Origin of the sequence: Altererythrobacter lutimaris (genome assembly GCF_013371495.1) — a bacterium.
Classification (GTDB): Bacteria; Pseudomonadota; Alphaproteobacteria; order Sphingomonadales; family Sphingomonadaceae; genus Erythrobacter; species Erythrobacter lutimaris_A.
Window position 1 is genome coordinate 2,607,396 of sequence record NZ_JABWTA010000001.1, and the last position, 26,506, is coordinate 2,633,901.

Annotated in this window: 32 protein-coding genes; 16 read left to right on the forward strand and 16 right to left on the reverse strand. The window is 57.8% G+C overall.

All coding sequences use genetic code 11. The annotated features are described in order from the left end of the window. Positions 1-5: 5 nt before the first annotated feature. Positions 6-749 (reverse strand): ABC transporter ATP-binding protein, encoded by a 744-nt coding sequence (locus HUO12_RS12640; protein ID WP_176273938.1) that lies wholly within the window; start codon positions 747-749, stop codon positions 6-8. Next, complete coding sequence (locus HUO12_RS12645) at positions 749-1,885, reverse strand: ABC transporter permease (protein WP_176273939.1); 1,137 nt, start codon at positions 1,883-1,885, stop codon at positions 749-751. The genes HUO12_RS12640 and HUO12_RS12645 overlap by 1 nt, the downstream gene beginning before the upstream one ends. Before the next feature lie 155 nt (positions 1,886-2,040). On the opposite strand from HUO12_RS12645, the gene HUO12_RS12650 reads away from it, so the two are divergent. After that, complete coding sequence (locus tag HUO12_RS12650; protein WP_332310417.1) at positions 2,041-2,685, forward strand: TetR/AcrR family transcriptional regulator; 645 nt, start codon at positions 2,041-2,043, stop codon at positions 2,683-2,685. A 10-nt stretch (positions 2,686-2,695) separates the two neighbouring features. Here the strand turns inward: HUO12_RS12650 and HUO12_RS12655 are convergent, their stop codons facing one another. The 3 genes from HUO12_RS12655 to HUO12_RS12665 are packed head-to-tail and all read right to left on the reverse strand — an operon-like array spanning position 2,696 to position 4,280. After that, positions 2,696-3,085 carry a DUF1761 domain-containing protein gene (locus HUO12_RS12655; RefSeq protein ID WP_176273941.1) on the reverse strand — a complete coding sequence of 130 codons (390 nt, stop codon included), beginning with the start codon at positions 3,083-3,085 and terminating at the stop codon, positions 2,696-2,698. Between the two features lie 23 nt (positions 3,086-3,108). After that, the gene (locus HUO12_RS12660; RefSeq protein ID WP_176273942.1) at positions 3,109-3,684 is read right to left on the reverse strand and encodes an SRPBCC family protein; all 576 of its coding nucleotides are present in this window, start codon (positions 3,682-3,684) and stop codon (positions 3,109-3,111) included. Next, the gene (locus HUO12_RS12665; RefSeq protein WP_176273943.1) at positions 3,681-4,280 is read right to left on the reverse strand and encodes a TetR/AcrR family transcriptional regulator; all 600 of its coding nucleotides are present in this window, start codon (positions 4,278-4,280) and stop codon (positions 3,681-3,683) included. The genes HUO12_RS12660 and HUO12_RS12665 overlap by 4 nt, the downstream gene beginning before the upstream one ends. A gap of 232 nt (positions 4,281-4,512) precedes the next feature. Between HUO12_RS12665 and ftsH the strand changes: the two genes are divergently transcribed. After that, positions 4,513-6,474: an ATP-dependent zinc metalloprotease FtsH gene (gene ftsH / locus HUO12_RS12670; RefSeq protein WP_176273944.1), complete on the forward strand. Its 1,962-nt coding sequence runs from the start codon at positions 4,513-4,515 to the stop codon at positions 6,472-6,474. A gap of 84 nt (positions 6,475-6,558) precedes the next feature. Here the strand turns inward: ftsH and HUO12_RS12675 are convergent, their stop codons facing one another. From HUO12_RS12675 to rpoZ, 3 genes are all read right to left on the reverse strand, one after another. Further along, positions 6,559-7,656 (reverse strand): DUF3667 domain-containing protein, encoded by a 1,098-nt coding sequence (locus tag HUO12_RS12675; protein WP_176273945.1) that lies wholly within the window; start codon positions 7,654-7,656, stop codon positions 6,559-6,561. Between the two features lie 89 nt (positions 7,657-7,745). Continuing rightward, the gene (locus HUO12_RS12680) at positions 7,746-8,477 is read right to left on the reverse strand and encodes a ParA family protein (RefSeq protein WP_176273946.1); all 732 of its coding nucleotides are present in this window, start codon (positions 8,475-8,477) and stop codon (positions 7,746-7,748) included. Between the two features lie 200 nt (positions 8,478-8,677). Then, entirely contained in the window at positions 8,678-9,022 is a 345-nt protein-coding gene (gene rpoZ / locus HUO12_RS12685) for a DNA-directed RNA polymerase subunit omega (protein ID WP_176273947.1), read from the reverse strand. Between the two features lie 113 nt (positions 9,023-9,135). Here rpoZ and HUO12_RS12690 point away from each other — a divergent pair, with 113 nt between their 5' ends. Next, the gene (locus HUO12_RS12690; protein WP_176273948.1) at positions 9,136-10,338 is read left to right on the forward strand and encodes a phospholipase D-like domain-containing protein; all 1,203 of its coding nucleotides are present in this window, start codon (positions 9,136-9,138) and stop codon (positions 10,336-10,338) included. A 21-nt stretch (positions 10,339-10,359) separates the two neighbouring features. On the opposite strand, the gene HUO12_RS12695 is transcribed toward HUO12_RS12690, so the two are convergent. Beyond that, a complete protein-coding gene (locus HUO12_RS12695; protein ID WP_176273949.1) occupies positions 10,360-11,886 on the reverse strand; it encodes a replicative DNA helicase in 1,527 nt (508 codons plus the stop codon). Positions 11,887-12,027: 141 nt separating this feature from the next. Between HUO12_RS12695 and HUO12_RS12700 the strand changes: the two genes are divergently transcribed. The 4 genes from HUO12_RS12700 to HUO12_RS12715 are packed head-to-tail and all read left to right on the forward strand — an operon-like array spanning position 12,028 to position 14,379. Continuing rightward, positions 12,028-12,531 (forward strand): UPF0262 family protein, encoded by a 504-nt coding sequence (locus HUO12_RS12700; protein WP_176274451.1) that lies wholly within the window; start codon positions 12,028-12,030, stop codon positions 12,529-12,531. A gap of 4 nt (positions 12,532-12,535) precedes the next feature. Then, positions 12,536-13,240 (forward strand): glycoside hydrolase family 25 protein, encoded by a 705-nt coding sequence (locus tag HUO12_RS12705; RefSeq protein ID WP_176273950.1) that lies wholly within the window; start codon positions 12,536-12,538, stop codon positions 13,238-13,240. Positions 13,241-13,274: 34 nt separating this feature from the next. Further along, positions 13,275-13,697 (forward strand): cytidine deaminase, encoded by a 423-nt coding sequence (locus HUO12_RS12710; RefSeq protein WP_176273951.1) that lies wholly within the window; start codon positions 13,275-13,277, stop codon positions 13,695-13,697. Further along, on the forward strand, positions 13,690-14,379 hold the full coding sequence (locus tag HUO12_RS12715; RefSeq protein WP_176273952.1) for a chromophore lyase CpcT/CpeT: 690 nt from the start codon (positions 13,690-13,692) through the stop codon (positions 14,377-14,379). The genes HUO12_RS12710 and HUO12_RS12715 overlap by 8 nt, the downstream gene beginning before the upstream one ends. A 2-nt stretch (positions 14,380-14,381) precedes the next feature. On the opposite strand, the gene HUO12_RS12720 is transcribed toward HUO12_RS12715, so the two are convergent. Both HUO12_RS12720 and HUO12_RS12725 read right to left on the reverse strand, forming a co-directional pair. Then, on the reverse strand, positions 14,382-15,515 hold the full coding sequence (locus HUO12_RS12720; protein WP_176273953.1) for a M14 family metallopeptidase: 1,134 nt from the start codon (positions 15,513-15,515) through the stop codon (positions 14,382-14,384). A gap of 12 nt (positions 15,516-15,527) precedes the next feature. Continuing rightward, on the reverse strand, positions 15,528-16,154 hold the full coding sequence (locus tag HUO12_RS12725) for a DUF4136 domain-containing protein (RefSeq protein ID WP_232367395.1): 627 nt from the start codon (positions 16,152-16,154) through the stop codon (positions 15,528-15,530). Positions 16,155-16,304: 150 nt separating this feature from the next. Here HUO12_RS12725 and ykgO point away from each other — a divergent pair, with 150 nt between their 5' ends. Together ykgO and HUO12_RS12735 are read left to right on the forward strand one after the other, a co-directional pair. Next, positions 16,305-16,430, forward strand: a complete 126-nt coding sequence (gene ykgO / locus HUO12_RS12730) for a type B 50S ribosomal protein L36 (protein WP_050599643.1) — start codon at positions 16,305-16,307, stop codon at positions 16,428-16,430. 113 nt (positions 16,431-16,543) lie between these two features. Further along, positions 16,544-17,161 (forward strand): HAD-IA family hydrolase, encoded by a 618-nt coding sequence (locus HUO12_RS12735; protein ID WP_332310418.1) that lies wholly within the window; start codon positions 16,544-16,546, stop codon positions 17,159-17,161. A 116-nt stretch (positions 17,162-17,277) separates the two neighbouring features. Here the strand turns inward: HUO12_RS12735 and HUO12_RS12740 are convergent, their stop codons facing one another. Further along, positions 17,278-17,619: a CC_3452 family protein gene (locus HUO12_RS12740; RefSeq protein WP_176273954.1), complete on the reverse strand. Its 342-nt coding sequence runs from the start codon at positions 17,617-17,619 to the stop codon at positions 17,278-17,280. 270 nt (positions 17,620-17,889) lie between these two features. Between HUO12_RS12740 and HUO12_RS12745 the strand changes: the two genes are divergently transcribed. Continuing rightward, positions 17,890-18,444 (forward strand): winged helix-turn-helix transcriptional regulator, encoded by a 555-nt coding sequence (locus HUO12_RS12745; RefSeq protein WP_176273955.1) that lies wholly within the window; start codon positions 17,890-17,892, stop codon positions 18,442-18,444. 9 nt (positions 18,445-18,453) lie between these two features. Here HUO12_RS12745 and HUO12_RS14565 read toward each other — a convergent pair whose 3' ends face one another. The 3 genes from HUO12_RS14565 to HUO12_RS14570 all read right to left on the reverse strand — a co-directional run bounded on the left by HUO12_RS14565 (position 18,454) and on the right by HUO12_RS14570 (position 20,529). Continuing rightward, positions 18,454-18,900: a GtrA family protein gene (locus HUO12_RS14565; protein ID WP_176273956.1), complete on the reverse strand. Its 447-nt coding sequence runs from the start codon at positions 18,898-18,900 to the stop codon at positions 18,454-18,456. Beyond that, on the reverse strand, positions 18,897-19,601 hold the full coding sequence (locus tag HUO12_RS12755; RefSeq protein WP_176273957.1) for a ferritin-like domain-containing protein: 705 nt from the start codon (positions 19,599-19,601) through the stop codon (positions 18,897-18,899). Before HUO12_RS12755 ends, HUO12_RS14565 begins: the two co-directional genes overlap by 4 nt. 217 nt (positions 19,602-19,818) lie before the next feature. Beyond that, positions 19,819-20,529, reverse strand: coding sequence for a helix-turn-helix transcriptional regulator (locus tag HUO12_RS14570; RefSeq protein ID WP_176273958.1), 711 nt, complete (start codon positions 20,527-20,529; stop codon positions 19,819-19,821). A gap of 293 nt (positions 20,530-20,822) precedes the next feature. Here HUO12_RS14570 and HUO12_RS12765 point away from each other — a divergent pair, with 293 nt between their 5' ends. Further along, the gene (locus tag HUO12_RS12765) at positions 20,823-21,089 is read left to right on the forward strand and encodes a hypothetical protein (RefSeq protein WP_176273959.1); all 267 of its coding nucleotides are present in this window, start codon (positions 20,823-20,825) and stop codon (positions 21,087-21,089) included. A 12-nt stretch (positions 21,090-21,101) separates the two neighbouring features. Here HUO12_RS12765 and HUO12_RS12770 read toward each other — a convergent pair whose 3' ends face one another. After that, positions 21,102-22,610 carry a YifB family Mg chelatase-like AAA ATPase gene (locus HUO12_RS12770; RefSeq protein ID WP_176273960.1) on the reverse strand — a complete coding sequence of 503 codons (1,509 nt, stop codon included), beginning with the start codon at positions 22,608-22,610 and terminating at the stop codon, positions 21,102-21,104. A 276-nt stretch (positions 22,611-22,886) separates the two neighbouring features. On the opposite strand from HUO12_RS12770, the gene rpmH reads away from it, so the two are divergent. The 5 genes from rpmH to yihA all read left to right on the forward strand — a co-directional run bounded on the left by rpmH (position 22,887) and on the right by yihA (position 26,155). Then, positions 22,887-23,021, forward strand: coding sequence for a 50S ribosomal protein L34 (gene rpmH, locus HUO12_RS12775; protein WP_176273961.1), 135 nt, complete (start codon positions 22,887-22,889; stop codon positions 23,019-23,021). 26 nt (positions 23,022-23,047) lie between these two features. Further along, positions 23,048-23,425, forward strand: coding sequence for a ribonuclease P protein component (gene rnpA, locus HUO12_RS12780; protein WP_332310433.1), 378 nt, complete (start codon positions 23,048-23,050; stop codon positions 23,423-23,425). Next, positions 23,422-23,631, forward strand: coding sequence for a membrane protein insertion efficiency factor YidD (gene yidD, locus HUO12_RS12785; RefSeq protein ID WP_176273962.1), 210 nt, complete (start codon positions 23,422-23,424; stop codon positions 23,629-23,631). Before rnpA ends, yidD begins: the two co-directional genes overlap by 4 nt. A gap of 77 nt (positions 23,632-23,708) precedes the next feature. Then, on the forward strand, positions 23,709-25,484 hold the full coding sequence (gene yidC, locus HUO12_RS12790; RefSeq protein WP_176273963.1) for a membrane protein insertase YidC: 1,776 nt from the start codon (positions 23,709-23,711) through the stop codon (positions 25,482-25,484). Between the two features lie 2 nt (positions 25,485-25,486). Further along, entirely contained in the window at positions 25,487-26,155 is a 669-nt protein-coding gene (gene yihA / locus HUO12_RS12795; protein ID WP_176273964.1) for a ribosome biogenesis GTP-binding protein YihA/YsxC, read from the forward strand. Positions 26,156-26,506: the final 351 nt, after the last annotated feature.

The following is a 26,506-nucleotide window of genomic DNA, read 5'->3' on the forward strand; positions in this document are numbered from 1 at the left end:
TCCTGTCAATGATCGTCCGGCATCTCTGTGCCGTCATGTGTGATGCGCCCATCCTCCAGCACGAGGATGCGGTCAGCGAGGTCGAAAATACGGTTGTCATGCGTCACGATGATGCAAGCGCGGTCCGGTGAGACAGCGACTTCGTGCAGCAAGTCCATCACGCGGCGACCCGACGCAGCATCGAGTGCGGCTGTGGGCTCGTCACAGACGACCAGCCGCGGTTCGTGCACCAGCGCGCGGGCGATGGCGACGCGTTGCTGCTGGCCTCCGGAAAGCTGGTTCGGAAGCTTGTCGGCCTGATCGCCGATATTAAGCTTCTCCATCATCGCTTTTGCTTTGTCGCGCGCCTCATTGATCGGCATGCCTTGCGCGATCAGCGGTACAGCGGCGTTTGCGGCCGCATCAATGGAAGGGATCAGGTTGTACTGCTGGAAGATGAAGCCGATATTTTGCAGCCGGAAATTGACCAGCTCTGTGTCATCCAGCTCGTAGATGTTCGTGCCAAACACACGGACATCGCCGTCAGTGGGCCAGAGGATACCGCACATGATAGAAATCAGCGTGGTTTTGCCGGAGCCGCTTTCGCCCACGACATAGGTCATGCGTCCCGGCTCGATATCAACATTGATGCCGTGGAGCACACGGATGGTCTGCTGGCCTGCTTCGAAATCGCGCACGATACTGCGCGCGCAGATTGCGCTTTCAGGCGAGCATCCGCCGATTTCTGTAGTGTCGAGCTTGGTCGCCATTATCTGAACACCGCTGCTGGTTCGGTTTTCAGGACATTGCGCAGAGCAATCCATCCCGTTAGCGCCAGGATGATGATCACTGCAACGAGGCTGATCAGCGGAATCTGCCAGGGGATGTAAAAGCCCTTGAAGAACGGATTTCCGGAGAATGCCCCAAGGAACGCAGCGGTGCCGACTAGCCCCAATGCGTAACCAACAAAGCCAACCAGTCCTGCCTGCACACCGACCATGCTAACGATCTTGCGATTGGTTACGCCGATCGCTTTGAGTGCTCCGAACTGCTTGATGTTGTCGCGGATGAACAGGCTGAAAGTGAGCCCGACAATCGCTACACCAACAACGAAGCCGAGGATCACAGTAATCCCGAAATTTGTCGGAATACCGGTGTTTTCGATGATGAAGTCGACCCCTGCGCGTGCGAACTCGTCACGGGTCTCTGCTTTGAGTCCAGTGCGCTCTTCGATCCGGGCAGCGACCGCGTTTGCGCTTTCGCCCTCGCTGACACCGGCGAGCACGAAAGAAAGCCGGTTGCGCGTACCCGGAACATAACGCAGCGCCTGGCTATATTTCGTGTAAAGCACAGCAGTGCTGGTGAAGGCCGGGATTGTATCCGCAACGCCGCGGATCACCGCGCGCTGGTCGTTGAGCTCCAGTCGCTCACCGACAGGTATTACACCCGCTCCAAACATGTTGATTGCTCCGACATCGTCGATGATGACGGAGTCCGGGCGGGCGAGCACGCTCTTCTCGCCTTCATATAGGTTTTTCGGTAGCCCGATGAGAGTTGCATCGTCCACTCCGATGATCGCGACCTGTTCAAGATCTCCGTCCCGTGTACGCACTGAGGCAGCGGAACGCAGATGCGGGACGGCCCATTCTACGCCTGGAACCGAGCGCACGCGGTCAAGCGCTGTCGATGGCATCGCATAGCTGACGTCAGTCGTGCGGCTGACCGGGTCCATAACCCAGATCTCCGCTTCCGGTGCATTGTAGACGCCACTCGCTCCACGCTCGACCAGATTGACGAAAATCGTCAGCTGCTGTGTGATGAGCAAAGTCGAGAATGCGATGCCGAACAGAAGCCCGTAGAACTTCTGCTTGTCGCCAGTCAGCATTCGGATGGCAATCCAGAGCATGGGGCGGGGGAAACCTCTTTGCGCTAGTTCGTTATCAAGACACATCCCCGGGGAGGGTTGAATCGAATCGGGTAATCGTTCATTATTGAACGCGAGCGTTTAATTGAACGGGGTAGTTCATTTTGTCAACTGGCGGTGGTTCGACTGGTTCCAATGTGGCTGAAAAAAAGTCTCACAAGCCCTCCCGCAAGGGGCGTGGCAGACCGGTCGATGCTGCAAAACGCAAATCCATTGTCGAAGCCGCCGCACAGGCGTTCTTCGACGTAGGTTACGCTGCAAGTTCGATTGAACAGATCGCAGCTGACGCCGGGGTCTCAAAGGTTACCGTATACAACCACTTTGGTGACAAACGCGCTTTGTTCACCGCCGCAGTCGAGCGCGAATGCGAAAAGATGCGCGGGTATTTTTCGATTGAAGCGTTTCCGCCGGACGCGCCTATCCGCAAGCGTCTGCTGGCGATTGGTGAAGCGATGATGCGCTTTCTCTCGCGGCCTGAAATGGTTCAATTTGAGCGCCGGATTGCAGCGGAGACTGTCGACGAGCCTGAAATAGGCCAGGCCTTCCTTGCCGCCGGACCATGGCGCATGAAAGAGAGCTTCGGCGGTTTTCTCGCTATGGCGAGCGAGCGGGGAGAGCTATCGATTACCGATCCACGCCTCGCGGCAGAGCAGTTTGTCTCCATGTGCAAAGGAATGGGCGATCTGGAGCGACGCTTTGGCGCGACTCCTTCAGATGCTGATGATCGCCGCCGGCTCGAAGGCGCGGTCGATGTTTTCCTGAAAGCGCACTCAGCCAACTGATGCGGGCTGACTAAAGCGCGCCCAAGAGCGCTCCAAACAGCGTAAACATCAGCGTCATATAGCCTGTATCGATGAGCCAAAGCGCGAGCGGCCTTTGCGCGAACAGATAATTGATCCCTAGCGCTGCGCCGACCCAGCACAGACCGGCGGAAGCTCCATAGGCCGTTCCCTGCTGGATAGTGATGTCCGGGCCAAGGAACATTGCGAAGACGAATGCGGCGATGAGTGTGAGGACAAATGCTCCGCCGAACACTTTCGCCATATTCGCATTTTTGACTTGTTCGTCACTAAGCCCGACCAGTGATTGCCATCTCTTGCCGAACAGCGGTCCGTACCAGATGCCGCCCAGAACAAATGCCGAGATGGTCGCTGCGATGATTCCGATCCAATTGATGTCCATGACTTTCCCCCTTGGTCTGACGGTTATTCCTGGCTTGCTTGCGCACGAGCATCCGCAAGGTTCTTCTTCAGCAGATTTATCGAGTAGACATTTCCGGACTTGAAGAATTCAAGCATCCGGGAAGACCCTTCATCACCACCATATCCGAGGCCAATAATGCGCATGCGGGTCTGCGTTTCGCTGATCGGATCAAGCTCATACACGCCCCAGGTCTGCTTGATTGTCTCCAGACTTACAGGGCCACCTTCAGGCGCCTGAAGGACTTGCAGCGCCATCATGCGCTCCGGAACGAACGCAATAATCCGCTGAACGATGTTGCGCGGATCACCTTTGATCGTGTCCGGGTAATAGCTCGTTTCGATTGAACCACCGAGGCGTAGGTCGAACCAGGCAGTGCTTGGACCCCACATTTTCCAGCCTTCTTCGGTGGAAAGCGCAGCCCACACATCTGCAACCGGCGCATCAATCACCGACTCATGAATGAGTGTGCGTGTGCCGTCATTCTCTTCGATTACTTCCGATGTGATTTCCTGGCCAAATGCCAAGACCGGAGCCATGAATGCAGCGGCGATCGCTAAGGCTATTGCGATGATTTTCATGACGGCTCCTTCGCCTTCTCAAGCAGCAAATTGATATGGTCACGCAGCACAGCAACGTTACGGTCGAACACGCCGATATCCTTGGCGGTGCGCGCCTGCATGATTGCGCCTTCCATGATGGTGAGAACAAATTCACCTAAAGCGCGCGTGTCGGTGTCAGGCGGCAGCCGGTCGCGGGCCTCGTCCAGACAGGCGACTATCGCTTCGATCCAATTGCTGAAGTTAACGTCCAGAAGCTCGCGAATGCGCGGATCTGGCTCGCTGATCTCAAGTGCCAAATTGCCTATCGGGCAACCATGCTGAAAATCGCTCATGACAAGACCGGTGCGATAGCCATTCAGCAATGCGAAGATCTTCTCGATCGGATCGGTGACTTCGCCCCAGGCAACATCCAGCAGGTTCTCTTTGATGCCGTCGCGGTAGAATTCCAGTACAGCGACCAGCAAGTCCTGCTTGCCGGGAAAGAAGTGGTACAGGCTGCCTGAGTGCACCTGACTGCGGCTCAGTATGTCCGCAATCGATGTTGAATTATATCCCTTCACATAGAACATCTCGAGCGCTGTCATGACGATGCGTTGTCGCGTAGCGGAATTCATCGAATCACCTCTTGATTGAGCATTCAACTCAGCAGAATTTGATCGATCGATCAAGTCAAATTTGAATGATCGATCAAGTGCGTCACCTCTGTCCGCCAATTGCACCTGAGGAACCACCGATCAGTCTCATCGGTTTTTCCCTGCGTTGGCCGGTGCAGATTCGGAGCTTCGTTATCTTGCGATTCACCGTGCCGCGCTTACATTGAGGCTTCCAACAAGGAATCAGAAGTCGATGAACCAAGAGAACGAACCGCAAGATCCGCGTCCGGAAGGCCCCAATCCCTGGATGAAGAGCCTGATGATCTGGGGCGGGGTCTTCATGGCTTTGCTGCTGGTGGTATCCATGTTCGGCAATGCCGGGCAGACACCTGCTACGCAAATCACCTATTCCGATTTCCGTGACAAGGTTGCGGAAGGCTCGGTCAAGGAAGTGCGGGTTGCGCCGGACAAGATCACAGGCGTTTTGAAGAATGACAGCACGTTCTCGACGATCCCGGTGAAGGATGACGACACCCTCGTGCCTCTGCTTGAAGAACAAAACGTGGTGTATTCAGGCGTTGAGGCGGAGGAAGGCAATGTCTTGCTTTACATCCTGCTTCAGACGCTTCCGTTCCTGCTGATCCTCGGCATTGCATTCTTTGCCCTGCGCCAAGTGCAAAAAGGCGGCGGTGGCGGCGCGATGGGCTTTGGCAAGTCCAAGGCCAAGCTGCTGACTGAACGGCAGGGCCGCGTCACCTTTGAAGATGTCGCAGGCATTGATGAAGCGCGCGAAGAATTGGAAGAAATTGTCGAGTTCCTGAAGGACCCGCAACGCTTCTCCAAGCTTGGCGGACAAATCCCGAAAGGCGCATTGCTGGTTGGCTCGCCCGGTACCGGTAAAACACTGCTCGCACGTGCGATTGCAGGCGAAGCGGGCGTACCGTTCTTCACCATCTCTGGTTCAGACTTTGTCGAAATGTTCGTTGGTGTCGGCGCGAGCCGGGTGCGCGACATGTTCGAGCAAGCGAAGAAGAACGCACCGTGCATCGTCTTTATTGACGAGATTGACGCGGTCGGTCGCCATCGTGGTCATGGCCTAGGCAACTCGAATGACGAGCGCGAGCAGACGTTGAACCAGTTGCTGGTCGAGATGGACGGCTTCGAAGCAAACGAAGGCATCATCATTATCGCTGCGACCAACCGCCCTGACGTGCTTGACCCTGCGCTGCTGCGTCCGGGCCGCTTTGACCGTCAGGTCGTAGTGCCGATCCCAGACATCGATGGCCGCGAGAAAATCCTCGGCGTGCACATGAAGAAAGTGCCGCTCGCACCCGACGTAAACCCGCGTACGATTGCGCGCGGCACGCCAGGCTTCTCTGGCGCTGATCTCGCTAACCTGGTCAACGAAGCAGCACTGCTGGCGGCGCGCCGTAACAAGCGCCTGGTTGCGATGCAGGAGTTTGAAGACGCCAAGGACAAGGTCATGATGGGGGCGGAGCGCCGCTCCATGGTCATGACCGATGACGAGAAAAAGATGACCGCCTATCACGAGGCTGGCCATGCGATCGTCTCTGTCCACGAAGAAGCGTCCGACCCGATCCACAAAGCGACGATCATTCCGCGCGGCCGTGCGCTGGGTATGGTGATGCGTCTGCCCGAGCGGGACAGTTATTCCTATCACCGCGACAAGATGCACGCGAACCTCTCGGTTTCGATGGGTGGGCGTGTCGCTGAAGAGATCATCTTCGGCCATGACAAGGTGTCATCCGGTGCAAGCTCGGACATCCAGTATGCAACCAGTCTTGCGCGCAACATGGTCACCAAATGGGGCATGTCCGACAAACTTGGGCCGCTTCAGTACGAAGAGAGCCAGGAAGGCTATCTCGGCATGGGTCAGACTGCGCGCACTATGGGCGGCGCTGAGACGAACAAGCTGATTGATGCAGAGATCAAGGGTCTTGTCGAAGGCGCTCACAAACGTGCGACCGACATCCTCAAGAAGCATGAGGATCAGCTCCATTTGCTCGCGCAGGCGATGCTCGAATACGAAACGCTGAGCGGTGACGAGATCACCAAGCTTCTCGAGACAGGCGAAATTGACCGTCCTGATCAGCCATCAGGCCCGGCAAAGCCGCAGCCGATCTCCGGCTCGGCAGTGCCAAAAGCAGGCAAGAAGTTCGGCGGAGAAGGTGGAGCCGCACCGCAAGGCGCCTGACATTTTCATACGATACATATCAAAGGGCGTTGGAAGCGATTCCAGCGCCCTTTCTCTTTGCTACGCGACCGCGGGCAAGCCGTATCAGAACGCGCCGAGCAATAGGAGAGCCTGGAAGAACAGCAGCGCGACAATAAGGATGCAGGCGAACAGAAGCACTAAGCGCCACAGAGTTGAAAACCGCGATAAGCCATAAGTGTGGCGAAGCTGCTTGTAGATGTGAAAGGGCGGGATGAAGACCAGCGCGGTAAATGCCCAGCCGCCGCCAACACCGGCAGATGTCACAACCGACAAGACAATGAACAAAAGCGACATGAAGGCGATCGAATAGGTCACAAACACCGCATGATCATACGCCTTGAAGCGCCGCTTCCATGCGAAGAGCAGCCACACAAACGGGATGGAAAGCGGGATGAGCAGCCAGCTGAATTTATACGCATTGGCCTGCATCTTGTAGAGCATGAGGCCAGGGTTCTCGCGCCACTTATTGGCGACATTGGTCTGCAGCCACTCGACGTCGGTGTCTTGGACGGTCAGGACAGGACCAGTGTCGTCAGCGCTCTCTTCACCTAAAGCAAAGCTCTGCGCGCCTTGAATGATCTTGTCGGCATTGTTCAGATCGACCAGTATGGCTTCGATTTCTGCACGACGCGGGTCTCCTTGCTGGAGCGCTTCGAGCTCAGCCATCAATTCCGCTCGCCTGCTTGCAGTATCCGCACTGGCGTTTTCACTTGCCTCCTCGATGACTTCGAGCGCTTGCCCGGTGGGCTGTAAATCAGTTGGCGCTGAAATGCCGAGCGCTTGAAAGATTGCGAACATCAGGAAGACGCTGAACAGGAACATCGCCATTGGGCTGACGAATTTCGCGCGCTCACCATCGATATAGCGCCGGGTGAGCTTGCCCGGTTTGAACATCAGCAAGGGCAGTGTGCGCCAGATCTTGCCATCAAGATGAAGCACACCGTGGAGGATTTCATGTCCGATCGCTGCCAGACTGCGATGCACTTCGCCTTTCTGACCGCAAGCATGGCAATGCGGACCGAGGAGAGGCGTTGCGCAATTGTCACACGTCTTGCCGCTCGGCTCGCCAAGCTCGGCGGCGTCGCCAGCTTCCGGCTCGACCGCTTTCGCGAGCAACCCGCCTTCAACCGCTGTGCCTAGGCCGTCCGTGATGTCGCTCATGTCATGCCCCCAATGAGGGACTGACCATAGACAAGGTGCGTGCGCCGTTCAAAGTCAGAATGAGGAGGGCCTGACGGGCCTCAGCAAAATCACCCTGTGATCAGCTTGCGTTCAATCGCCGTCCAGAGCTTGGCAAAGGCTTGCGCCGAAGGGCTGCGCGCAGCGAAGGCCCCGACCGGTTCCTGCCGGACAGCGCCAAGTTCAATTGCGCTCGCCGCGGGAATAAACGGCCATTTGGGATTGGCTTGGCGCGCCTCACGATGAAGGTTGCGCCGCATATCAATCATCGAAAGGACAGGCAGGATTGGCGGGTGCTTCTTGCTGCTCTGCTTGATCGCATCGACGACTGTTTCAAAAGCACGGGTCGAAAGCGGAGAGGGCGGCAACGGCACGATGATGAGATCGCTCGCGCGGAAGACTTGCTCGCTGACTTCGTTCAACACAGGCGGGCAATCGAATATGATCCGCTGATATTGCTTGTCGAGTGTAGCGGCGATCTTCGCGAGCCGTTTGCGCTTGCCGATCGTGCCAAACTGGCGATCAAGCGTGCGGATGCTTTCATCGGCCGGGAGTATGTGGAGGTTTTCGTACGCGGTCTTGCGGATGAGTTTTTCGGGACTGCGATCCGCATTGATGACAGATTGCGCCTCGCGCTTCTTCTTTGCATCCACGCCAAACAGAAAACCGGAACCATTGGCAGGGTCCAGATCCCACACGAGCGTGCGCCTGCGCGAAATCTCCGCAGCGCACCAGCCAAGGTTCGCTGCCATCGTGGTTTTGCCCACGCCGCCTTTCACGCTGTAGACTGCAATGCGAGCCATGCTCCTCCGTTCAGGTCCTCAATTCGCGCTGACTGCGCATTTCACGCTACTACGCGCGAAGGTCTGTTGCAGTTTCATGACGAAGTGGAAAGAGATCGTATCTCCTGTTTGAGACTGTGTTGCGCGCAGGGACAAGTCCCGGAAAAGAAAAGGCCGCTCCGGATGGAGCGGCCCTTCTTGAGCTCAGGAACTGAGGCGGTTTAGCCTTCGTAATCCGTTGCAATCGTTGTTGTGCGGGTCGGAGCAGAGGCAGTGATCCGCAGAGCTTCTGCCGACTGGCTCAGCGAACCGATTTCATCCGCATCGTCTTCATCATCAGGCAGGATTTTCTGCAGGTTGGTGACGATCGCTTCATTGAGCTCTTTTGGCTTGATCGTCTGCTCAGCGATTTCGCGCAGTGCCACAACCGGGTTCTTGTCCCGATCACGGTCAATCGTAAGCTCGCTGCCGCCGGAAATCTCACGCGCACGCTGAGCGGCCAGCAGAACGAGATCGAAACGATTTGGAACTTTGTCGACGCAATCTTCGACAGTAACGCGCGCCATATCGGGCACTCCAATTGAAACTTGAGTGTTGGAAAGCGCTGCAATTAGGGATAGCGGCTCTGTGAGTCAAGAAATTGCACTTGTCATGGCGCTTCGACTAAAGCGCTCAAGCAATGCTCGATGCGCGATCTCAAACACCTGGTTCTTTAGAGGCTCAAACAGGCAGTCTTTACGTTGATCCAGAGCCGTTCGAAGTCTGTGTTGCAGAGCACAGCCTGCGTTTCCTGCCAGCGGGGAAGGACCGGTTTCGTGAGCTGGTCGCTCTGATTGATGAGGCTACAACGAGCCTCAAAGTGTTCTTTTACCTGTTTCAGCCCGATTATGCGGGCAGCAAAGTAAGGGACGCACTCCTGCGTGCAGCGACCCGCGGAGTCGACGTCCATCTAATTGTAGACTCTTTTGGGAGCGATGCTCCGCCGTCATTTTTTGAACCCTTGCAGGCGGCCGGTGGGCGTTACAGCGTGTTCTCACCGCGCTTGGGCGTGCGCTATCTCATTCGCAACCACCAGAAGTGCGTCATCGTCGACGACAAGCAGGTAATGACCGGCGGCTTCAATGTCTCCGACCATTACTTCAAACCGCCGGACGTCAATGGCTGGTGCGATCTCGGCGTTGTGATTGAAGGGCCAGTTGTGCAGCCTTTCTGCGAGTGGTTTGAACAGCTGGAGCAATGGGTCAACGACAAAAACGCGCAGTTTCGTGCGATCCGGCATTTGGTTCGCGACTGGAACGAAGGCAGAAGCGCTATTCAATTGCTGCTTGGCGGGCCAACAAAGATCACCAGCGCATGGGCGCGGCGCGTGAAAGAGGATATTGCGCAGGGGCAGAGGCTCGACATGGTGATGGCCTATTTCTCACCGCCGCGCAGCATGCGGAGGCTGATCAAGCGGCTGGCCGAGCGCGGCAAAGCGCGGCTCATAATGGCAGGCAAATCCGACAATCGCGCGACTATCGGGGCTTCGCGCAGTTTCTATCGCAGCATGTTGCGCTCCGGTGTCGAGATTGCAGAATTCCAGCCCTGTAAGCTTCACATGAAGCTGCTCGTCATTGATGACGTGACATATATTGGCAGCGCCAATTTCGACATGCGCTCAATCCGGCTAAATCTGGAACTGATGCTCAGAATTGTTGATGCCGACCTCGCCAATCACATGCGCGAGATAATCGACCATATGGCGCAGCACAGCGATCCCGTGACGAACGAATGGTACCGAAAGCGAGCAAGCGGGCTAAATCGGTTGCGGTGGTGGCTGGGCCGGTTCCTGGTAACGGGTGTCGACTACACTGTAACGCGGCGCTTGAATCTCGGGATCTGATCTTCAGCGCAGAGTCGCGCGTCAGCTTTCGCCCCAGCTTGAATAGTCGCGCTTGCTCGGCGAAGTAAACTTGGTGAATTCGCTCTGGAAGTGCAGGTCGACATTGCCAGTCGAACCGTGTCGCTGCTTTGCAACGATCAGCGAAGCCCGGTTCTTGAGCTCGTCAAATTTTTCCTCCCATGCGCGATATTTCTCGACCACTTCAGTGGAGCTGCTGCCATCCATACGCGGTTCGTCCGGACGGATCGCCAGATGATAATAGTCACTCCGATAGATGAACCAGACCATATCTGCATCCTGCTCGATCGAGCCGGATTCGCGCAGGTCAGACAACATGGGGCGCTTGTCCTCGCGCTGCTCGACGGCACGGCTTAATTGCGAGAGTGCGATCACCGGCACCCCGAGCTCTTTCGCGAGTGTTTTTAGGCCACGGCTGATCTCGGAAATTTCGTTCACGCGATTATCGTTCGCGCGGCCTGAACCCTGGAGGAGCTGCAGATAGTCGACAACGATCAAGCCGATGTCGTGACGCCGCTTCAGCCGCCGCGCCCGCGTACGAAGGGCTGCAATGGTCAGGGCAGGCGTGTCATCAATGTAAAGTGGCAGTTCCGCCAGGCGCTGGCTTGCAAAAGACAGTTTCTGGAACTCATCGCGGTTGAGTTTACCTGATCGCAGGGCTTCGGAGCTGATCTCCGCCTGCTCCGCCAGAATACGCGTCGCGAGCTGGTCGGCGCTCATTTCCAGACTGAAGAAAGCGACGGGTGCACCATAATTGAACTCGCCGCCATCGCGCTGCCACCGCAAGTGCTCTTCCGCACAATTGAAAGCGATGTTGGTGGCAAGCGAGGTTTTACCCATACCCGGGCGGCCAGCAAGGATGATCAAATCCGAATCGTGCAGGCCAGCGGTTTTTTGGTCGATCGAATCGAGCCCCGTAGTCTTGCCGGAGAGACCGCCGCCTGAATTCATCGCGGCCTCTGCCATCTTGATCGCGATGAGCGAGGCGTCCTTGAAGCTTGAGGCTTCGCCGCCAGTGGTCGCGCCTTCTGCGACCTTGAACAGATCAGCTTCGGCCGCCGCGATCTTGTCCATCGGATCGACGTCTTCCGAGGTATCGAGTGCGCCTTCGACGAGACCACGACCGACGCTGACCAGCTCGCGAAGAAGCGCCAGGTCATAGATCTGTTCGGCCAGTTCAGCCGCTGCGAGCAAGCCCTGTCCATCGGCAGTCAGCTGCGCAAGGTAAGTCGTCCCGCCTAGCTGCGCGAGCGCTTCATCGCCTTCAAAGTAGGGCTTCAGTGTGACCGGGCTCGCTGTCGCATTGCGGTCCACCAACTTGAGAATGCGCTCGTAGATGCGGCCATGCAACGCTTCGAAGAAATGGTCTGGACGTAGGGGCGTTCGCAGCTCTTCCAGCACGCGGTTATCGATCAGAGCGGCACCGAGGAACGCGGCCTCGGCCTCGATATTCGAAGGCAAGCGAACACCCTTGGCGGGTGTATCTTGAGCTGTATCAGCGGATGGGAAGAGCAAATCGGTGTCGGCCATGGCGACGCTGTTTGCGCTTCAATGGGGGGCGGGCGCAAGAGGCAATCATTGCAAATTCGCCGCACTCGCTTGTGGATAGCGGGGATGGCGTATCGAAACGCTTGAATTGTTGGGGCGGCATCTGCGAAAGCGCATATGATTATGGTTCCTCCACCCACTCACGATCCGCGTCAACGCATCGCGCATATCGCTCTTGATGAAGAGACGATCATCTGGCGTAACGCCGACGTCGAGCAGGAACGGCGGGTGGCGATCTTTGATCTGATCGAAGAGAACCGGTTCAAGCCCGTCCGCTCGTTCGAGCGCGGCGCAACCGGCCCTTACCGTTTGAACCTGTCTGTGCAGGACGGGCGGCTCTCCATGGATATCCGAGGCGAAGACGAGCAGCCGCTTGAGACACTGCTGATTGGCCTTGCTCGCTTTCGCCGCCCGATCCGCGAGTATTTCGCGATTTGCGACAGCTATTATCAAGCGATCCGCAAGGCGACGCCGGCTGAGATCGAAACCATCGACATGGCGCGGCGCGGCATTCACGATAATGCGGCTGAACTGTTGCTCGAGCGCTTGGAAGGCAAGGTTGAAACCGATTTCGCGACCGCTCGGCGGCTTTTCACGTTGATTTGCGTGCTTCACATTAAGGGCTGAGCAGATGGCACGGCGCAAAGGCAAAGCGCGGCCATGGCGGCGCTATCTTCTCGCAGTGATTGCGCTTGGATTGGCAGGCCTTGCGGCTTGGTATTGGTGGACCATGCGCAGCTGGACCCCGATTGAAGACGAGTATCCCGAGCAAGGCACAGCGCTCGCCATGGGGCAAACCGAAGTCAGCTTCGCAACTTTGCAAGCGCTCGGGAGCCAGTTTGTTTATTTCAATATCGGACCTTATGGCGCGCCGCGCGATGGCGGGCTTATCGAAGCGATGGCTGAGGCGCGCGAGGCCGGATTGCAGACAGGCGCGGTTCTGAGCTTCGATCCGTGTGCGAAAGCCGATCCGCAATCCGCGCGATTTGTGACTATGGTACCGCGCGACGAGACTTTGCTTCCGGCGGCGATTGCGCTCGATATGGATGCGCAGAATTGTCCTGACGCTGTCAGTGATGCGGCGGTCGAGAGCGAGCTGATGACGCTTATCAACCAGATTGAAATGCACTCCGGCAAGCCTGTCATCCTCAGAATCTCACGGGAGTTCGAGGAACGCTACCGCGTCTCTGGCAGCATTGCCCGCGATCTGTGGGTAGTAGGCGACCGGCTTGCACCGCGCTATGCTGCGCGGCCATGGCTGATATGGAGTGCCAACAGAGCGCGCCATATCGAAACGTCGCCAGAGCCGGTGGAATGGCTTGTGGTGCAGCCGTGACGCAAAGCGGCAAACGGGATAGGAGCGGCTGGATTTGAGTGACTTGGACAAGGCATTGATCGAAGCGGCGCGGATCGCGTCGGGTTCCTCCTATTCACCCTATTCCGATTATGCAGTGGGCGCAGCCCTGCGCTTTTCCGACGGCACCATCGTCACCGGCACGAACATTGAGAATGCGAGTTACGGTCTAGCGCTTTGCGCAGAGACAGTTGCGGTCGCTAAAGCCATGGCCGACGGTAAGCGCGGCGAGCTGGAAGCAGTAGCGGTCACAGGCCCGCAGGATCGCGGCGATGGCGCGCCCATCACGCCTTGCGGGCGTTGTCGTCAGGTGCTGAACGAGCTTGCAGCTCTCGGCGGGACCGACCCGCGCATCTTGTGCGTTGGCAATGATGAAGTGCGCGAAGTCCAGCTGTCAGACCTGTTGCCGCATGCGTTTGGACCAGCGCATCTTGATTAAGCGCATTGGCCTTGTTGCAGCACTCCTGCTGGCAATGCCATCGCAAGCGCAAGAGGCCGATACGCCGACTTTGGAAGCGCAGCTCGAACAATGGCTGGCATGGTTTCCCGGAACCTATGACAGTCTGCCTCAAACGCTGGAGCAAGCCAAAGCAGGTCTGCCTGAGGACGAACGCAACTACCGGCGGCATTCGATCTTTACGCGGGTCGATTTGCCGGAATTCGGTCCAATTACCTTTTACGCCGAGCAGCGCCGCTGGCTTGCGGATGCGCCGCCGGAAGGCGAAGTCTATCGCCAGCGGATTTATGTGATCTCGCTCGATGAAGAGCGCGAGGCAATTCGCTTACGTGTCTACGTCCCGCATGACCAGAAAAGTCTGCTGGGTGCGTGGAAGGACACTACGCTTCTGGACGGGCTCGACCCCGAAGCTACGGTAAACTGGGCTGGCTGCGATCTGTTTTGGAAGTGGGAAGGCGATCACTTCATCGGACGGCTGGATCCGGGGGCATGCACTTTTCAATCGGCCGCATACGGCCAGCGTATCCAGCTCGAGGAATACCTGCTGCTGGCAGAAAACGAGATGCATTTCGCGGATCGCGGCCTGTCGATGGACGGTGAATATCTGTTCGGGATGCGCGGCGACACGCCGACAATTGCCAAGCGGGTATCCGAAGCCGAGTAGGCTTACGCGGTTTCCAGATATTCCAGCAGCGCAGCCAGACAATCGCGCGCCAGCAGCTTGCACCGCTCCGGGCTCCAACCTTGCTCAGGTTCCGGCGAGGCAGCCAGGTCCTTATATGGCATTTCCAGAGTCATTGCCGTGCAATGGAAGCGCTCTGCCACTTGATTGGTGCTGATCGAGAGGTTCGCTTTGCCTGCGGGCGTCTTGGGATAGCCAAGCTCCGTCTGAAAGTCCGGTGTCCGACGATCCAATATCCGCTCATAGCGATAATATTGCTCGCCAAAGGCATCGCTCCAGCTCGGAATGCCTTCATAGCCTGCAAGGAAGACAGCCGGTATGGCTTCATCGCCATGCACGTCCATCGCGAAGTCGACACCCACTTCGTCCATCCGGTTGCGGATCGCGAGCACTTCAGGTGATTTCTCCGCGCTCGGATTCTCCCATTCTCGGTTGAGGTTCGTGCCGATCGCATTGGTGCGCAGATGGCCTCTGCGTGAGCCGTCAGGATTGCAGTTTGGCACAATGTAGAACTGGCAGCGTTTGCGCAGCGCTCGTGCGACCGGATCGGTTGGGTCAGTCAGGCATTCGAGCGCGCCTTCCATCCACCACTCGGCTTGCGTTTCGCCCGGATGCTGACGCGCATAGAGCCAGACTTTCGTCTCGCCCGTTCCCATTTCCAAGCTGTCGAGCGGCTGGCCATCAAGCGTCGTGCCCAGACGGACAAGGTCGACTCCTTCGCTTGCGGCGGCTTCCGCAAGAAGATCGTGATGCCGCTCCATTGAGTATGGCGCATAATAGGCAAAGTAAGCGACATCGCTTGCCGGCGTATAGGTGATGGTCAGAGTGCCGTCGGCTTCGTCCTTGTCGAATGTGCTGGCGGCGCGAGTCCAATATTCGCGGTCTTCGGAAACGCATGCATCATAGTTCGGCCAGCCGCCGGGATAGGCGGACTTGTTGAGGCCGGTCAGTTTCAGCGAGAGTTCGCGGTCTTTGCCTCCGGTGACACGGAAGTGGAACCACTGCGCAAACTCCGACATGCGATCCTTGGGGATCGTCAGCTTGGCGCACGCGCCATCAATCGCTTCGATGCCGATATTGCCGCTGTCGAACTCGGCATCGATATAAATATCGCTCACTTGATATCCTTGTTAGGGAACTTTGACCTCGATCGTCTCGCCCTGACCGCCTGGGAACTCGCGGAACAACGCATCAGCCACCACTTCCGCGTTGGCTGCTGGTTGAGCCAGAGGGTGGTCGGGGCCGACGCTAAACTCAGCGCGGCCTTCCCACAGCACCCCATTGGATGCAACATCGCGGATGACAACACCGAGCTCTGTTACCAGGCGTTCACCGCTTCCGCCGCCGCCAAGGTTAAATCCAAGCCCCACGCCAACGCCCGAGCGATAGCCGCCGGTTGAACCTCCTACGCCAACGTTAACCGGTCCTCGGCGCGACCCTGAGCTTTCCAGCACATACCTGTCCAAGCGCACTTCTGCGACTTGACCAGCGGCATCACGTCCGCTTTCGCTATAGCCAAGTTTCGCAAGTTCGCGGGCAACAGCTGCCTTGTAAACTGAGGTTTCGAGCGAGCCCTCTGTCTGACCTTCTGCCGCAGGTGCGTCAGCGACAAACACAGCCCCTTGGCTCAATTGTGAAAGGCTGTTTGTCTCATGGAAACGCGTGACTTCCACCGGGCTGGGAGGCGCAGTTGTCGCGCATGCGGCGAGTGGCAAAGCCACGAGGATGCTGAATAGTGTCTTGTTCATAGGCTTCATGTGCACCTCTATTGTTACGTAAAGCCTAAACTAAGCCGATCAGAAGCGCGAGTCTGCTTGACCTAAGCGGGTCTGCTATGTAGTGGCGCCCCTTGAAATTCCGCGCGTCGGACTGATTCCGGCGCGTCTTTTATTTAAAAGAGCAAAGTCATGAAGATTCGCAACAGCCTCAAATCGCTCAAAGGTCGTCACCGCGATTGCCGCGTTATCCGCCGCCGTGGCCGCACCTATGTGATCAACAAGACCAACCGCCGTTTCAAGGCGCGCCAAGGCTAATCGCTTTACGTGCGTCGGCCTATGCTGATGCCGATAGCGCGCTAGCAAGCGATAAGGATTGGGCCTGCCACCTGACAAGGTGAGCGGGCCTTTCTTATTTGAGGAGCAGGCAAGTGGCCAGCCAACAGAAAATCAAAGCGGTCGTATTCGATGTCGGGCGCGTAATCGTACAGTGGCAAATGCGCGCGCTGTTCGAGAAGCTCATTGAGGATGAGGCTGAGCTCGACTGGTTCCTCGAGAACGTTGTGACTGAAGAATGGCATTTCGAGCATGATGCCGGTCGTCCTCTGGCGGACATGCTGCCAGAGCGCAAAGCGCTGTTTCCCGATTATGCTGACCTGATTGATGCCTACGCGACGCGGTTTCTCGAGACTGTGCCTGGGCCGGTTCCGGGAACAGCAGACTTGATCGAGCGACTGGCTGAGCGCCGCATTCCGCTTTTTGCGATCACTAACTTTGGAGCTGAGTTCTGGGACATGTTCCGGCCAACTCAACCGGTGCTGGCGCATTTCGGCGATATCGTCGTGTCAGGGATCGAAAAGCTCGCAAAGCCTGATCCTGCGATCTTCAAGTTGGCTGCTCAGCGATTCGATTGCGTCCCGCAGGACATGCTTCTCATTGATGACAATGCGGCCAATATCGCAGCGGCGAGCGCGCTCGATTGGCATGTCCATCACTTTCATCATGCGGAAGGGCTGGAGCGGGATCTCGCCTCGCGCGGACTGATCTGAGCCTCATAAAGAAAACCCCCGGCGTCTCTGGGGGAGAGCGCCGAGGGGTATGAGGGCTGTGCCCTCAGTCCACCCGCTGTGGAGAGTATGCCGGGTGGGGGGAAGTTCTTGTCAGCTTACTTGCCGTTGCACTTTGCCAAGCGCTCTTCAGCGAGCTCTTCGCCTTTAGCTGTGAAGCTGACGATTTCGCCAAATTCACGGTTCAGGCCGCGGCAGATGCGCAGTGGGCGTGATGTGCCTTTGTTAGCGACACAGGTCGTGCCTTTGCATGACCATGCGACACCGCTTGCGACAGTGCGCGATTCGCTCGCCGGCGCAGCGAGTTCAGCGGTGTAGTATGCGCCGGAGCTTGCCGCTGCTGGTGCAGGGGCAGTCAGCACACCAAAGGTTACGCCGGTATAAGCGAGAGCGAGAGCCAGTACGCCGAAACGGCCGGAGCGGGGGATGGAGAGGGTCATCTTGCGTCCTTTCAAATTCTCAGGCCGTGGAGAGGGACAGTGCAGGCCTGCGTTGCACCGCACTGGTTTCAACCGAATAAGTTTCAATTGAATACCAGTTGCGAATCACTACCTAGTCATATAGGTTTTAAGTTGCAACCAAAAACTGGAATTTTTTTCGCTAGGATTGTGATGGCGCATTCAGAAGGAAATCAAACGCCGTGTGGAAGCTGAATTTGCACATCAACAAATCCGCGCTAAAAAGGTTTCAAGGAAAGGACTCAATTTATTATGGGCGACATTCGGGAACCGCTACGCGAGCTGATTGAATGCGGCTTGCCGCAAGCTTTGGAAGTGATGGGGGAGCGCTGGTCTTTCATGATCCTGCGCGCGAGCTTCAATGGCCTGCACCACTTTGAAGAGTTTCTCAGCGAACTCGGCATTGCCCGCAATATTCTTTCCAACCGCTTGGCCAAACTGGTCGAGCACGGCATCCTGAAGCGGGAGCCGTGCGCTGATGATCGTCGCAAGATCGAGTATCGCCTGACGGAAAAGGGCTTTGACTTGCTCCCTGCAATGCTTGCGCTTCGCCAATGGGGCCAGAAATACGGGGCAGAGTTTTCTGAAGATCCTGTGCTGGTCGATGAAGCCGATCGTCTGCCGATTGGGCCGGTCTCCATTCTCGCACATGATGGCCGTATCCTCACGCATCAAGACCTGTGGCTAGTGAAGCGTGAAAACGTAGGAAAGCGCGCAGACGGCACGATCGCAGAGATGGATGAGTGCTGCGGTCTTGAGCGCGGCGATGTCATCGACTTGCAGTCAGCCCGCAAGGCGGCAAGCTAGTCCGGCATTCTAGACGCGGCGGAAGTTCCAGACCGCATTGAGTACGAAGATCGTCAGTCCCGCGAAGACGGAGACCAGCACGCGCGCGACCAGATAGTTGATCGGCGTGAGCGCCAGCAGCACGGCCATGAGCGCCATGGTGATTCCCAATCCGATCAGTCCGTTGACCAGGAACAGTGCAAAACCGCTGGCAACTCCCCGCGTCGTGCCGCGGAAAATCCATGCGCGCCCCAGAATGTAGTGCAGGCTGTTGGCGACGACAAAGCCGATGCCGGAGGCAGGTACTTCATCCATTCCTGCGCGTTCGACCAGCAACCAGAGTACACCCAGACCGATCAAGAATACGCCTGAGCTGACGACTGTGTTGCGCACCAGCATCCAGCCCACCCGCACCCGCAACAGGCGTGAAAGCAGGCTGCCCTTTGGGAGTTCAGCTTGCGATAAAGGAGCGCTCACGCAGGCGCGGCTCGCGGCGTCACCGGTTTCAAGCGCTCGCTGTAACGATCCGGCGCTTCCTCTCCATCGTCGGCCCAGTCTGTGCGGCGTTTCACAAAAGGATTGAGGAACAGGATCGGCAGTTTCAGGAACAGCAGTTCGGAATGGATGAAGCCGTCCACCATCCGTTCCCACCATTTGGGATCGCGCTTGGCATTGGCAGCGAGCCAACCATCATAGGGTGCCCAATGGCTCGGCTCATCGCGGTGGATCACTTCAAAGATCTTCACGAGCGCGGGGTCGGATCGCACGTGGCTGTTCGCCAGCAGAATCTCGACCTGTTTGAAGCCGCGCTGTTCGGTGAGCGAGATCACCCGGCAAAGCCGCTCGAACAGTTCGTCGCGCGCAATCACCTGGTCGGTGTCCAGACCATCAATTGACGTGCCGAACATGATCTCGATGAAGCGGTCGATATGGCCGAAGGTCCGGTCGAGATGCATCGGGCGTTTGCCTTGCAGTTCGAACCAGCGTTTGAACATGACGTAATGCTTGCGCTCATCCGCGCGGTGTTTCTCGATGAGGCCGATCAGCGGATCATCCGGCTCGCAGCGCGCGCGCACCGCTTCCAGCACGCGGTCGAGCGCAGTGTACCCGCGATGTTCGTTATAGATGTAGATCGACCCCAACAGGTCAAGATAGCGGCGGCGGTACCAGGCAAGCATGAGCGACTCCTGCGATAAGCAGCCAGAGTATCGCAAGTGCGACCTTTCACCAAGCTGAGCGGAGCACAGCGCCCTAATGTTGGATACGCATGTTACACAGTCCTGGGAAAGAAAACTTCAGAGGGTCCCCGCGCGGTAAAATGCTGAGAGAGTTGGAGAAAACGCGGCGGACATCCGCGCGGACTTAGCCTAGCCGGCGGCGTGTAGGACAGTGCCATCAAATATGGATGAGGCCTAAGCGAAGCGCGCGAATGATCGCGCCAATCTGGTCGAACACTTCTAGCTTCTCATACACCCGCTTACGGTAGGTCCGCACAGTCTCAGGCGACAAATCCAGAATAGTGCCGATATCCGTGTTGGATTTTCCGCGCGCAACCCAAGTCAGCACTTCAGCTTCACGCTGCGAGAGCTCCGGCACAGCCCGTTCCTGATCGATCAGATTGCACAGCCGCTGATGCGCGCCTTGAGCGAGCGCGCGAACCAGGCCGATGCGCTCGGGATCGACGTCATCCAAAGGCTCGCCGAAATCGAATGAAGCGTAGGCCTCACGGCCGCGAGCGCCATAAAGCGGCACACCAAAGCCATGTTGTAGTCCTGCCTTCTTCATCGCTTGCAAATAGGCTTCCTGTTCCGGCGTATTGGGCTCTGCCTCCATGGCATCCATCCACGTCAGAAAGCCGCCATGCGCGAAGGTTCGACTAGGGATAGGATCATGCGCGCGAAAGTCAGCTTCCTCGTAAAGAGCAAGCCATTCAGGCGAGAAGCCGTGAGCGTAAACAACGGTACGAATGGAGGTGGGCTCTTCGAAGATCGGCGAGAAATGATAGCTCATCCTCAAGACCCCATGCGCGAGGCAAATATCGCGTACAAACTCCAGGACCGAAGTCAGGTCCCCGAGACTGTCAATGGTCGCCATATGCTCGCGCATGAGCGTCCTTATACCAGATGTCCCCCGATCGGGCGACTGTAATAGAGTGAGGCGTTTTGGTAATAAAATTACACGCGCTGAGTGGCTCGCCCTTCGGGTCGTACGCTCTAGTTGAGGCGACAATTTCGCTTAGCGCACAAGTCCCGGTGGCGGGTCCCATGCACTAGGGAATTGTCACCGGGCATCTGGAAACCAAACTGGGTGCGGTCATGTTGAAGCGGTTACGCAAATCGACGGTGAGTGGGCATGCGCGTCGTTTTTCGCGGGGCAGCGAGCCGCTTCAACTGGCTGCAATGCAAGCGCTCGCAAACATTTTGGTTGTTCTGACTTTTCGGCAGAGCACAGGTGAAGCGACACGGCTGTCAGACCTCAGCAGTGTTACTGGCTTGCCGCAGAAAGAAGCGCTGCGGCTGGTGCGCGATCTGCATGATGCGCGTGTTCTTACGATTCGCGCTGATGCCCATGAAGTGACCGAATCCGAAGTGTGCCTGGATGGTGATGCTTTGCATTGCTTGCGCGATCTCTTGCCGATCAGTGCACGAATAGCATTCGGCGAATAATTCCGGACGAGATCAAGCCCGCGGCGCTTGCCTGCGGTAACTCAGCGCTTCCGCGATGTGGATGCGGGTCACGCGTTCCGCGCCTGCCAGATCGGCGATCGTTCGTCCTACTCGCAGCATCCGTGTGTAGCCGCGCGCGGAGAGCCGCAGCGCGTCGGCTGCCTGCATCAACAGCATTTGACCGGCTTCATCGGGAGCCGCCCATCGCTCTAGCGCTTCGCCATTAAGTTCTGCATTGCTGCGCGCGCCTGATTTTTCCGACCTTGCCGTCTGGATTGCGCGCGCTTTGGCGACCCTTGCGGCGACTTCCTCTGATCCTTCGGCAGACGGCGGCAGCGCCATGTCGGCAGCGCTTACCGGATCGACTTCGACATGCAGATCAATTCGATCAAGCATCGGGCCGGAAACCTTGCTCTGATAATCTGCCGCGCAGCGCGGCGCCCGGCTGCACGCCAGTGCCGGGTCGCCCAGATGTCCGCAGCGGCACGGGTTCATCGCTGCGATCAGTTGGACACGGGCAGGGAAAGTCACATGTGCATTGGCCCGTGCGACATCGACGCTGCCGGTCTCGAGCGGCTGCCTCAAGGAATCGAGAACCGGACGCTGAAACTCCGGAAGCTCATCGAGAAACAACACGCCGAGATGGGCCAGGCTCACTTCGCCGGGGCGTACCTTCAGGCCTCCGCCAGTCAGCGCTGCCATGCTGGCGGAGTGATGCGGCGCGCGAAACGGTCGAGCGCGACTGATCCGTCCGCCCTCAAGCGTTCCTGCTACCGAGGCCACCATAGACACTTCCAGTGCTTCAGACGGTGTGAGTTCTGGCAGGATACCGGGAAGGCAGCTTGCGAGCAGGCTTTTGCCCGCACCCGGCGGGCCGATCATCAGCATGTTGTGACCGCCGGCTGCTGCGATCTCCAGCGCGCGCTTTGCGGTTTCCTGCCCTTTGACCTGTTTGAGGTCAGCGGCTGGCGGTGCGGGTTCAACCTTGCCGCGCTTGGGCTCCGGCAATCGCTGCGAGCCTTTCAAGTGGTTGAGCAGGCTGATGAGGTCAGGCGAGGCCAGCACAGGGACCTCGCTCGCCCATTTGGCTTCTGCGCCTTGCGCCGCGGGACAGATCAGGCCGCATTCCTCTTCGCTTGCATGCAAGGCTGCCAGCAATACGCCGGGGGAAGCAACGATCCGGCCATCCAATGCAAGCTCGCCCACGGCCAGCCAGTCGCCCAATTGCTCGGCATCCGTCGCGCCCATTGCAGCGAGCAAAGCGAGCGCTATCGCAAGATCATAATGCGAGCCTTCCTTCGGCAAATCGGCAGGCGAGAGGTTGATGGTGATCCGTTTGGGAGGGAGAGCAAGGCCCATGGAGGACAGCGCCGCGCGCACACGTTCCTTGCTCTCGCCAACCGCTTTGTCAGCCAGGCCGACAATGTTGAATTTGGGCAATCCCGGAGCGACAGAGCACTGCACTTCGACGCTGCGCGCTTCCAGCCCGAGATAGGCCACAGTCCTGACCAATGCGACCATGCGGCGAATGGCCCCCCGTGCCTTTAGTCCCAGTCACTTACGTCCTGTTGGGTCGGAGGCTTTTTGTCGAGCAGTGCGCGCCCGATAACAGCATTGTAACCGGACTATCGATCTGGCCCCTGCAAGTCGCCATCGGCACTGTACAATTCCTTGACTCAAGCGAGCGCTTCGCTTAACCGCGCGCTCGATATGGCGGTCGCCTGCTGAAGGGCGGCCCTTTTTATTGGTGCGGCGCAGTGAAAACCGGGCCCGCCAGCTAGATTATTCGAGGACGATATGAAGCGGACATTCCAGCCAAGCAATCTCGTGCGTGCCCGTCGCCACGGTTTCTTTGCTCGCAAGAAGACCCCTGGTGGTCGCAAGGTCCTGCGTGCGCGTCGTGCGCGCGGTCGCAAGAACCTTTGTGCGTAAGCACGACTAGAATTGATTCGAAGAAAATCGCGGTGCTCACGCGCCGCACCGATTTTCTTGCTGCGAACCGGGGCCTGCGCATTGCACGCCCCGGTTTCGTGCTTTTAGCGCAGCCAAACTCAGGCAAAGGCAAGCGTTACGGCATTACGGTCACAAAGAAGATCGGCAATGCGGTGGTACGCAACCGTATGAAGCGGCGGTTCCGCGAATTGCTGCGCGAAGCATTGCCTGAGCAAGGTCTGCCTGATCACGACCATGTGCTCATTGGCCGCGATGGCGGGATTGAGCGCGACTTTGCAAAGCTGCGCGAAGAGCTGTCGATGGCACTTGGGCGCGCCCGCGAAGGGAAAGGCGATCCACGCAGGCCGCCTCGCCGTGGCAACCGCAATAGCAAGCGCAAATGAAGCAGCTTCTCATCCTTATCGCGCGCGGCTGGCAGCTCGGCCCGAGCCGCATTTTGCCCCCGACCTGCCGCTATTCCCCCTCCTGCAGCGAATACGCCATTCAGGCTTTGCGAAAATACGGTGCGATCAAGGGTGGATGGATGGCGTTCAAGCGGCTAATGCGGTGCCATCCTTGGGGCGGGCACGGGCATGATCCGGTGCCATAGGGCGACAATCCGGCCTCTTCACATTGTAACTGTAGTATCTACATAACACAGTATTCGGGTAATCTCAGGACACAATCTTGGACAATCAGCGTAATCTGTTGCTCGCCGTAGCGCTTTCGGGTTTGCTCATCCTCGGATGGGACTTCGCCATGCGGTATTTCTATCCCGAGGCGTCGATTGCCGGGGTTGATCCGGTGGAGGAAGTGGCGACGGCGACCGCTGCTGCACCCGGTGCGCCTGCCGCGGCTTCCGGCGATATTGCGCAGGACGCGCAACCTTCCGGACCGGTTGATCTGGCGACAGCGCTTGCCGCGCCAGAGCGTGTGCGCATCAATGCGCCCCGTGTCGAAGGCTCCATCAATCTCATTGGCGCACGGATCGACGATATCGAGCTGATTGACCACCGCGAAAGCGTGGAAGACGATGCTGGCCCGGTTCAGCTGTTCGCGCCGGAAGGGACCCAAGGCCAGTATTTCGCGCAGTTCGGCTGGATCGGCCAGGGTGTCACATTGCCTGATGCGCAGACGCTGTGGACTGCCGATGGCGAAACGCTGACCACAAGCACGCCTGTCACGCTCAGTTGGGATAATGGCGAAGGCCAGACCTTCCAGATCAAGCTGGCGATTGACGACAATTACATGCTCACTGCTGAGCAGACGATGACCAATAATAGTACAGGTCCGGTCGTGGTTCAGGCCTATGGCCTGCTCAACCGCAACAGCGCTTTTGCCAGCGCAGATCAATGGATCGTCCATGCGGGGCCGATGGGAGCGTTCAGCGATACAGTCGAATACGGCCCGGACTATGATGATCTTCTGGAAGACGGCGCCTACGCGCCTGAAGGCACGCCTGAGTGGCTCGGCTTTTCTGACATTTACTGGCTTGGCGCGCTGATCCCGCGCGGCGACGCGGCAGCAACGCCCGGTTTCCGCTCGCTGGGAGAGAACATCTACCGCGCAGATATGATCTATGCGCCGGTGACTGTGCCGGCTGGCGGCTCAGCTCAGCAAAGCAGTTTGCTGTTTGCAGGCGCCAAGGAAAGCGCATTGCTCGACACTTATCGCGACCAGCTTGGTATCGCCCGCTTCGGCAAGGCGGTCGACTGGGGATGGTTCGAATGGTTCGTGAAGCCAATGGTCTGGCTGCTGCGCACGCTGTATGATTTCGTCGGCAATTTCGGCGTCGCGATCATCTTGCTGACCGTGCTCATTCGCGGACTCCTGTTCCCGATTGCGAACAAGCAATTTGCGAGCATGGCGTCGATGAAAGCGGTGCAGCCCAAGATGAAGGCGCTGCAGGAACGCTATAAGGACGACAAGCAGAAGCTTCAGCAGGAAATGATGAAGCTCTACAAGGATGAAGGCGTCAATCCGCTGGCAGGCTGCCTGCCGCTGCTGATCCAGATTCCGATCTTCTTCGCGCTTTACAAGGCGCTGATCCTGGCTATCGAAATGCGCCACAAGCCGTTTCTGGATTTCTGGATTCAGGACCTTTCCGCGCCTGATCCATGGAAGATCCTGAACCTGTTCGGCCTTCTGCCGTTTGATCCGCCGGGTTTCCTCGGCATCGGTATCCTCGCGATCCTGCTGGGTGTGACCATGTGGCTCACTTTCAAGCTGAACCCGACCGCGATGGACCCGGTCCAGCAGCAAATCTTCAACTTCATGCCCTGGATCCTGATGTTCGTGATGGCACCGTTTGCAGCGGGCCTGCTGCTCTACTGGGTAACCTCGAACATCCTGACGCTCGCGCAGCAGACCTATCTCTATTCCAAGCACCCGCAATTGAAAGCGGCGGCGGAGAAAGAGAAAGCGGATAAAGCGCGCGCGGCGGATCGCGAGAAGAAGAGCTGAGCGTGACCGCTCCTGAACTCTCGGAGGAAGAACAGCGCGAACAGCAAAGACGCGAACAGGAAGCAGCCAAGCTGTTTTCCGGTCGCGTCGAATTCCTGCTGTCTGCGCCGCAGCTGAAGTTCCTGCCGGACCCGACTGTGCCGGAGATCGCCTTTTGCGGGCGCTCGAACGTGGGCAAGTCCTCGCTCTTGAACGCGATCACTGGCCGCAAGGCAATTGCACGCGCCTCGGTCACACCCGGCCGCACGCAGGAACTGAACTTTTTTGAAGTCGGCGAGCCTACGCAATTCCGACTGGTTGATATGCCGGGCTATGGCTTTGCGAAAGCGCCGGTCGCTGTGGTCGACAAGTGGAAGAAACTCGTGCGTTCGTACTTGCGCGGGCGGCAAGTGCTCAACCGCAATCTGGTGCTGGTCGATAGCCGCCATGGCCTCAAAGACGTAGACCGCGAGATGATGACGATGCTGGACGAAGCTGCAGTCGGCTACCGTGTTGTCATGACCAAGGCGGACAAGGTCAAGAAGTCAGAGCTCGACAAGACTGTCGCGAAGGTTGCGGAAGAAGCGAAGAAGCATGTCGCGGCTTTCCCGCACATCCATGTGACCAGCAGCGAGAAGGGCATGGGGATCGCGGAGCTGCGCGCGGCGGTTGTGCAGGACGCGCTGGGCTAATTCCGAGCTCTGATCTGGGCTTCCAACAAACTTGACATAGTTGACACCTGTCAAGCAGGCCAAATGTGGCTCAACCCCGCAGAATTCTGCCGTTTTCGGCCTTTCCAACAAAGTTGACACTTTTCCTATTTTTTCAAAACTCCCGTGGGTGTTTTGGTGCGTGGCTTGTGCTTTCATGAAGAGAGATCGACGGTTTCAAAGTGAGCCGACGCTCTAGCCTCGTGCGTGGATGTAGGAAATGATGGGGTAAACTCTCACGCCAAACCACGCGTCATCCCGGCCCCCTTGATTTATGGCTCGCCGGGATCCCGATTACTTGATCCGGGTACAACAAGAGCAAGCGGACCCCGG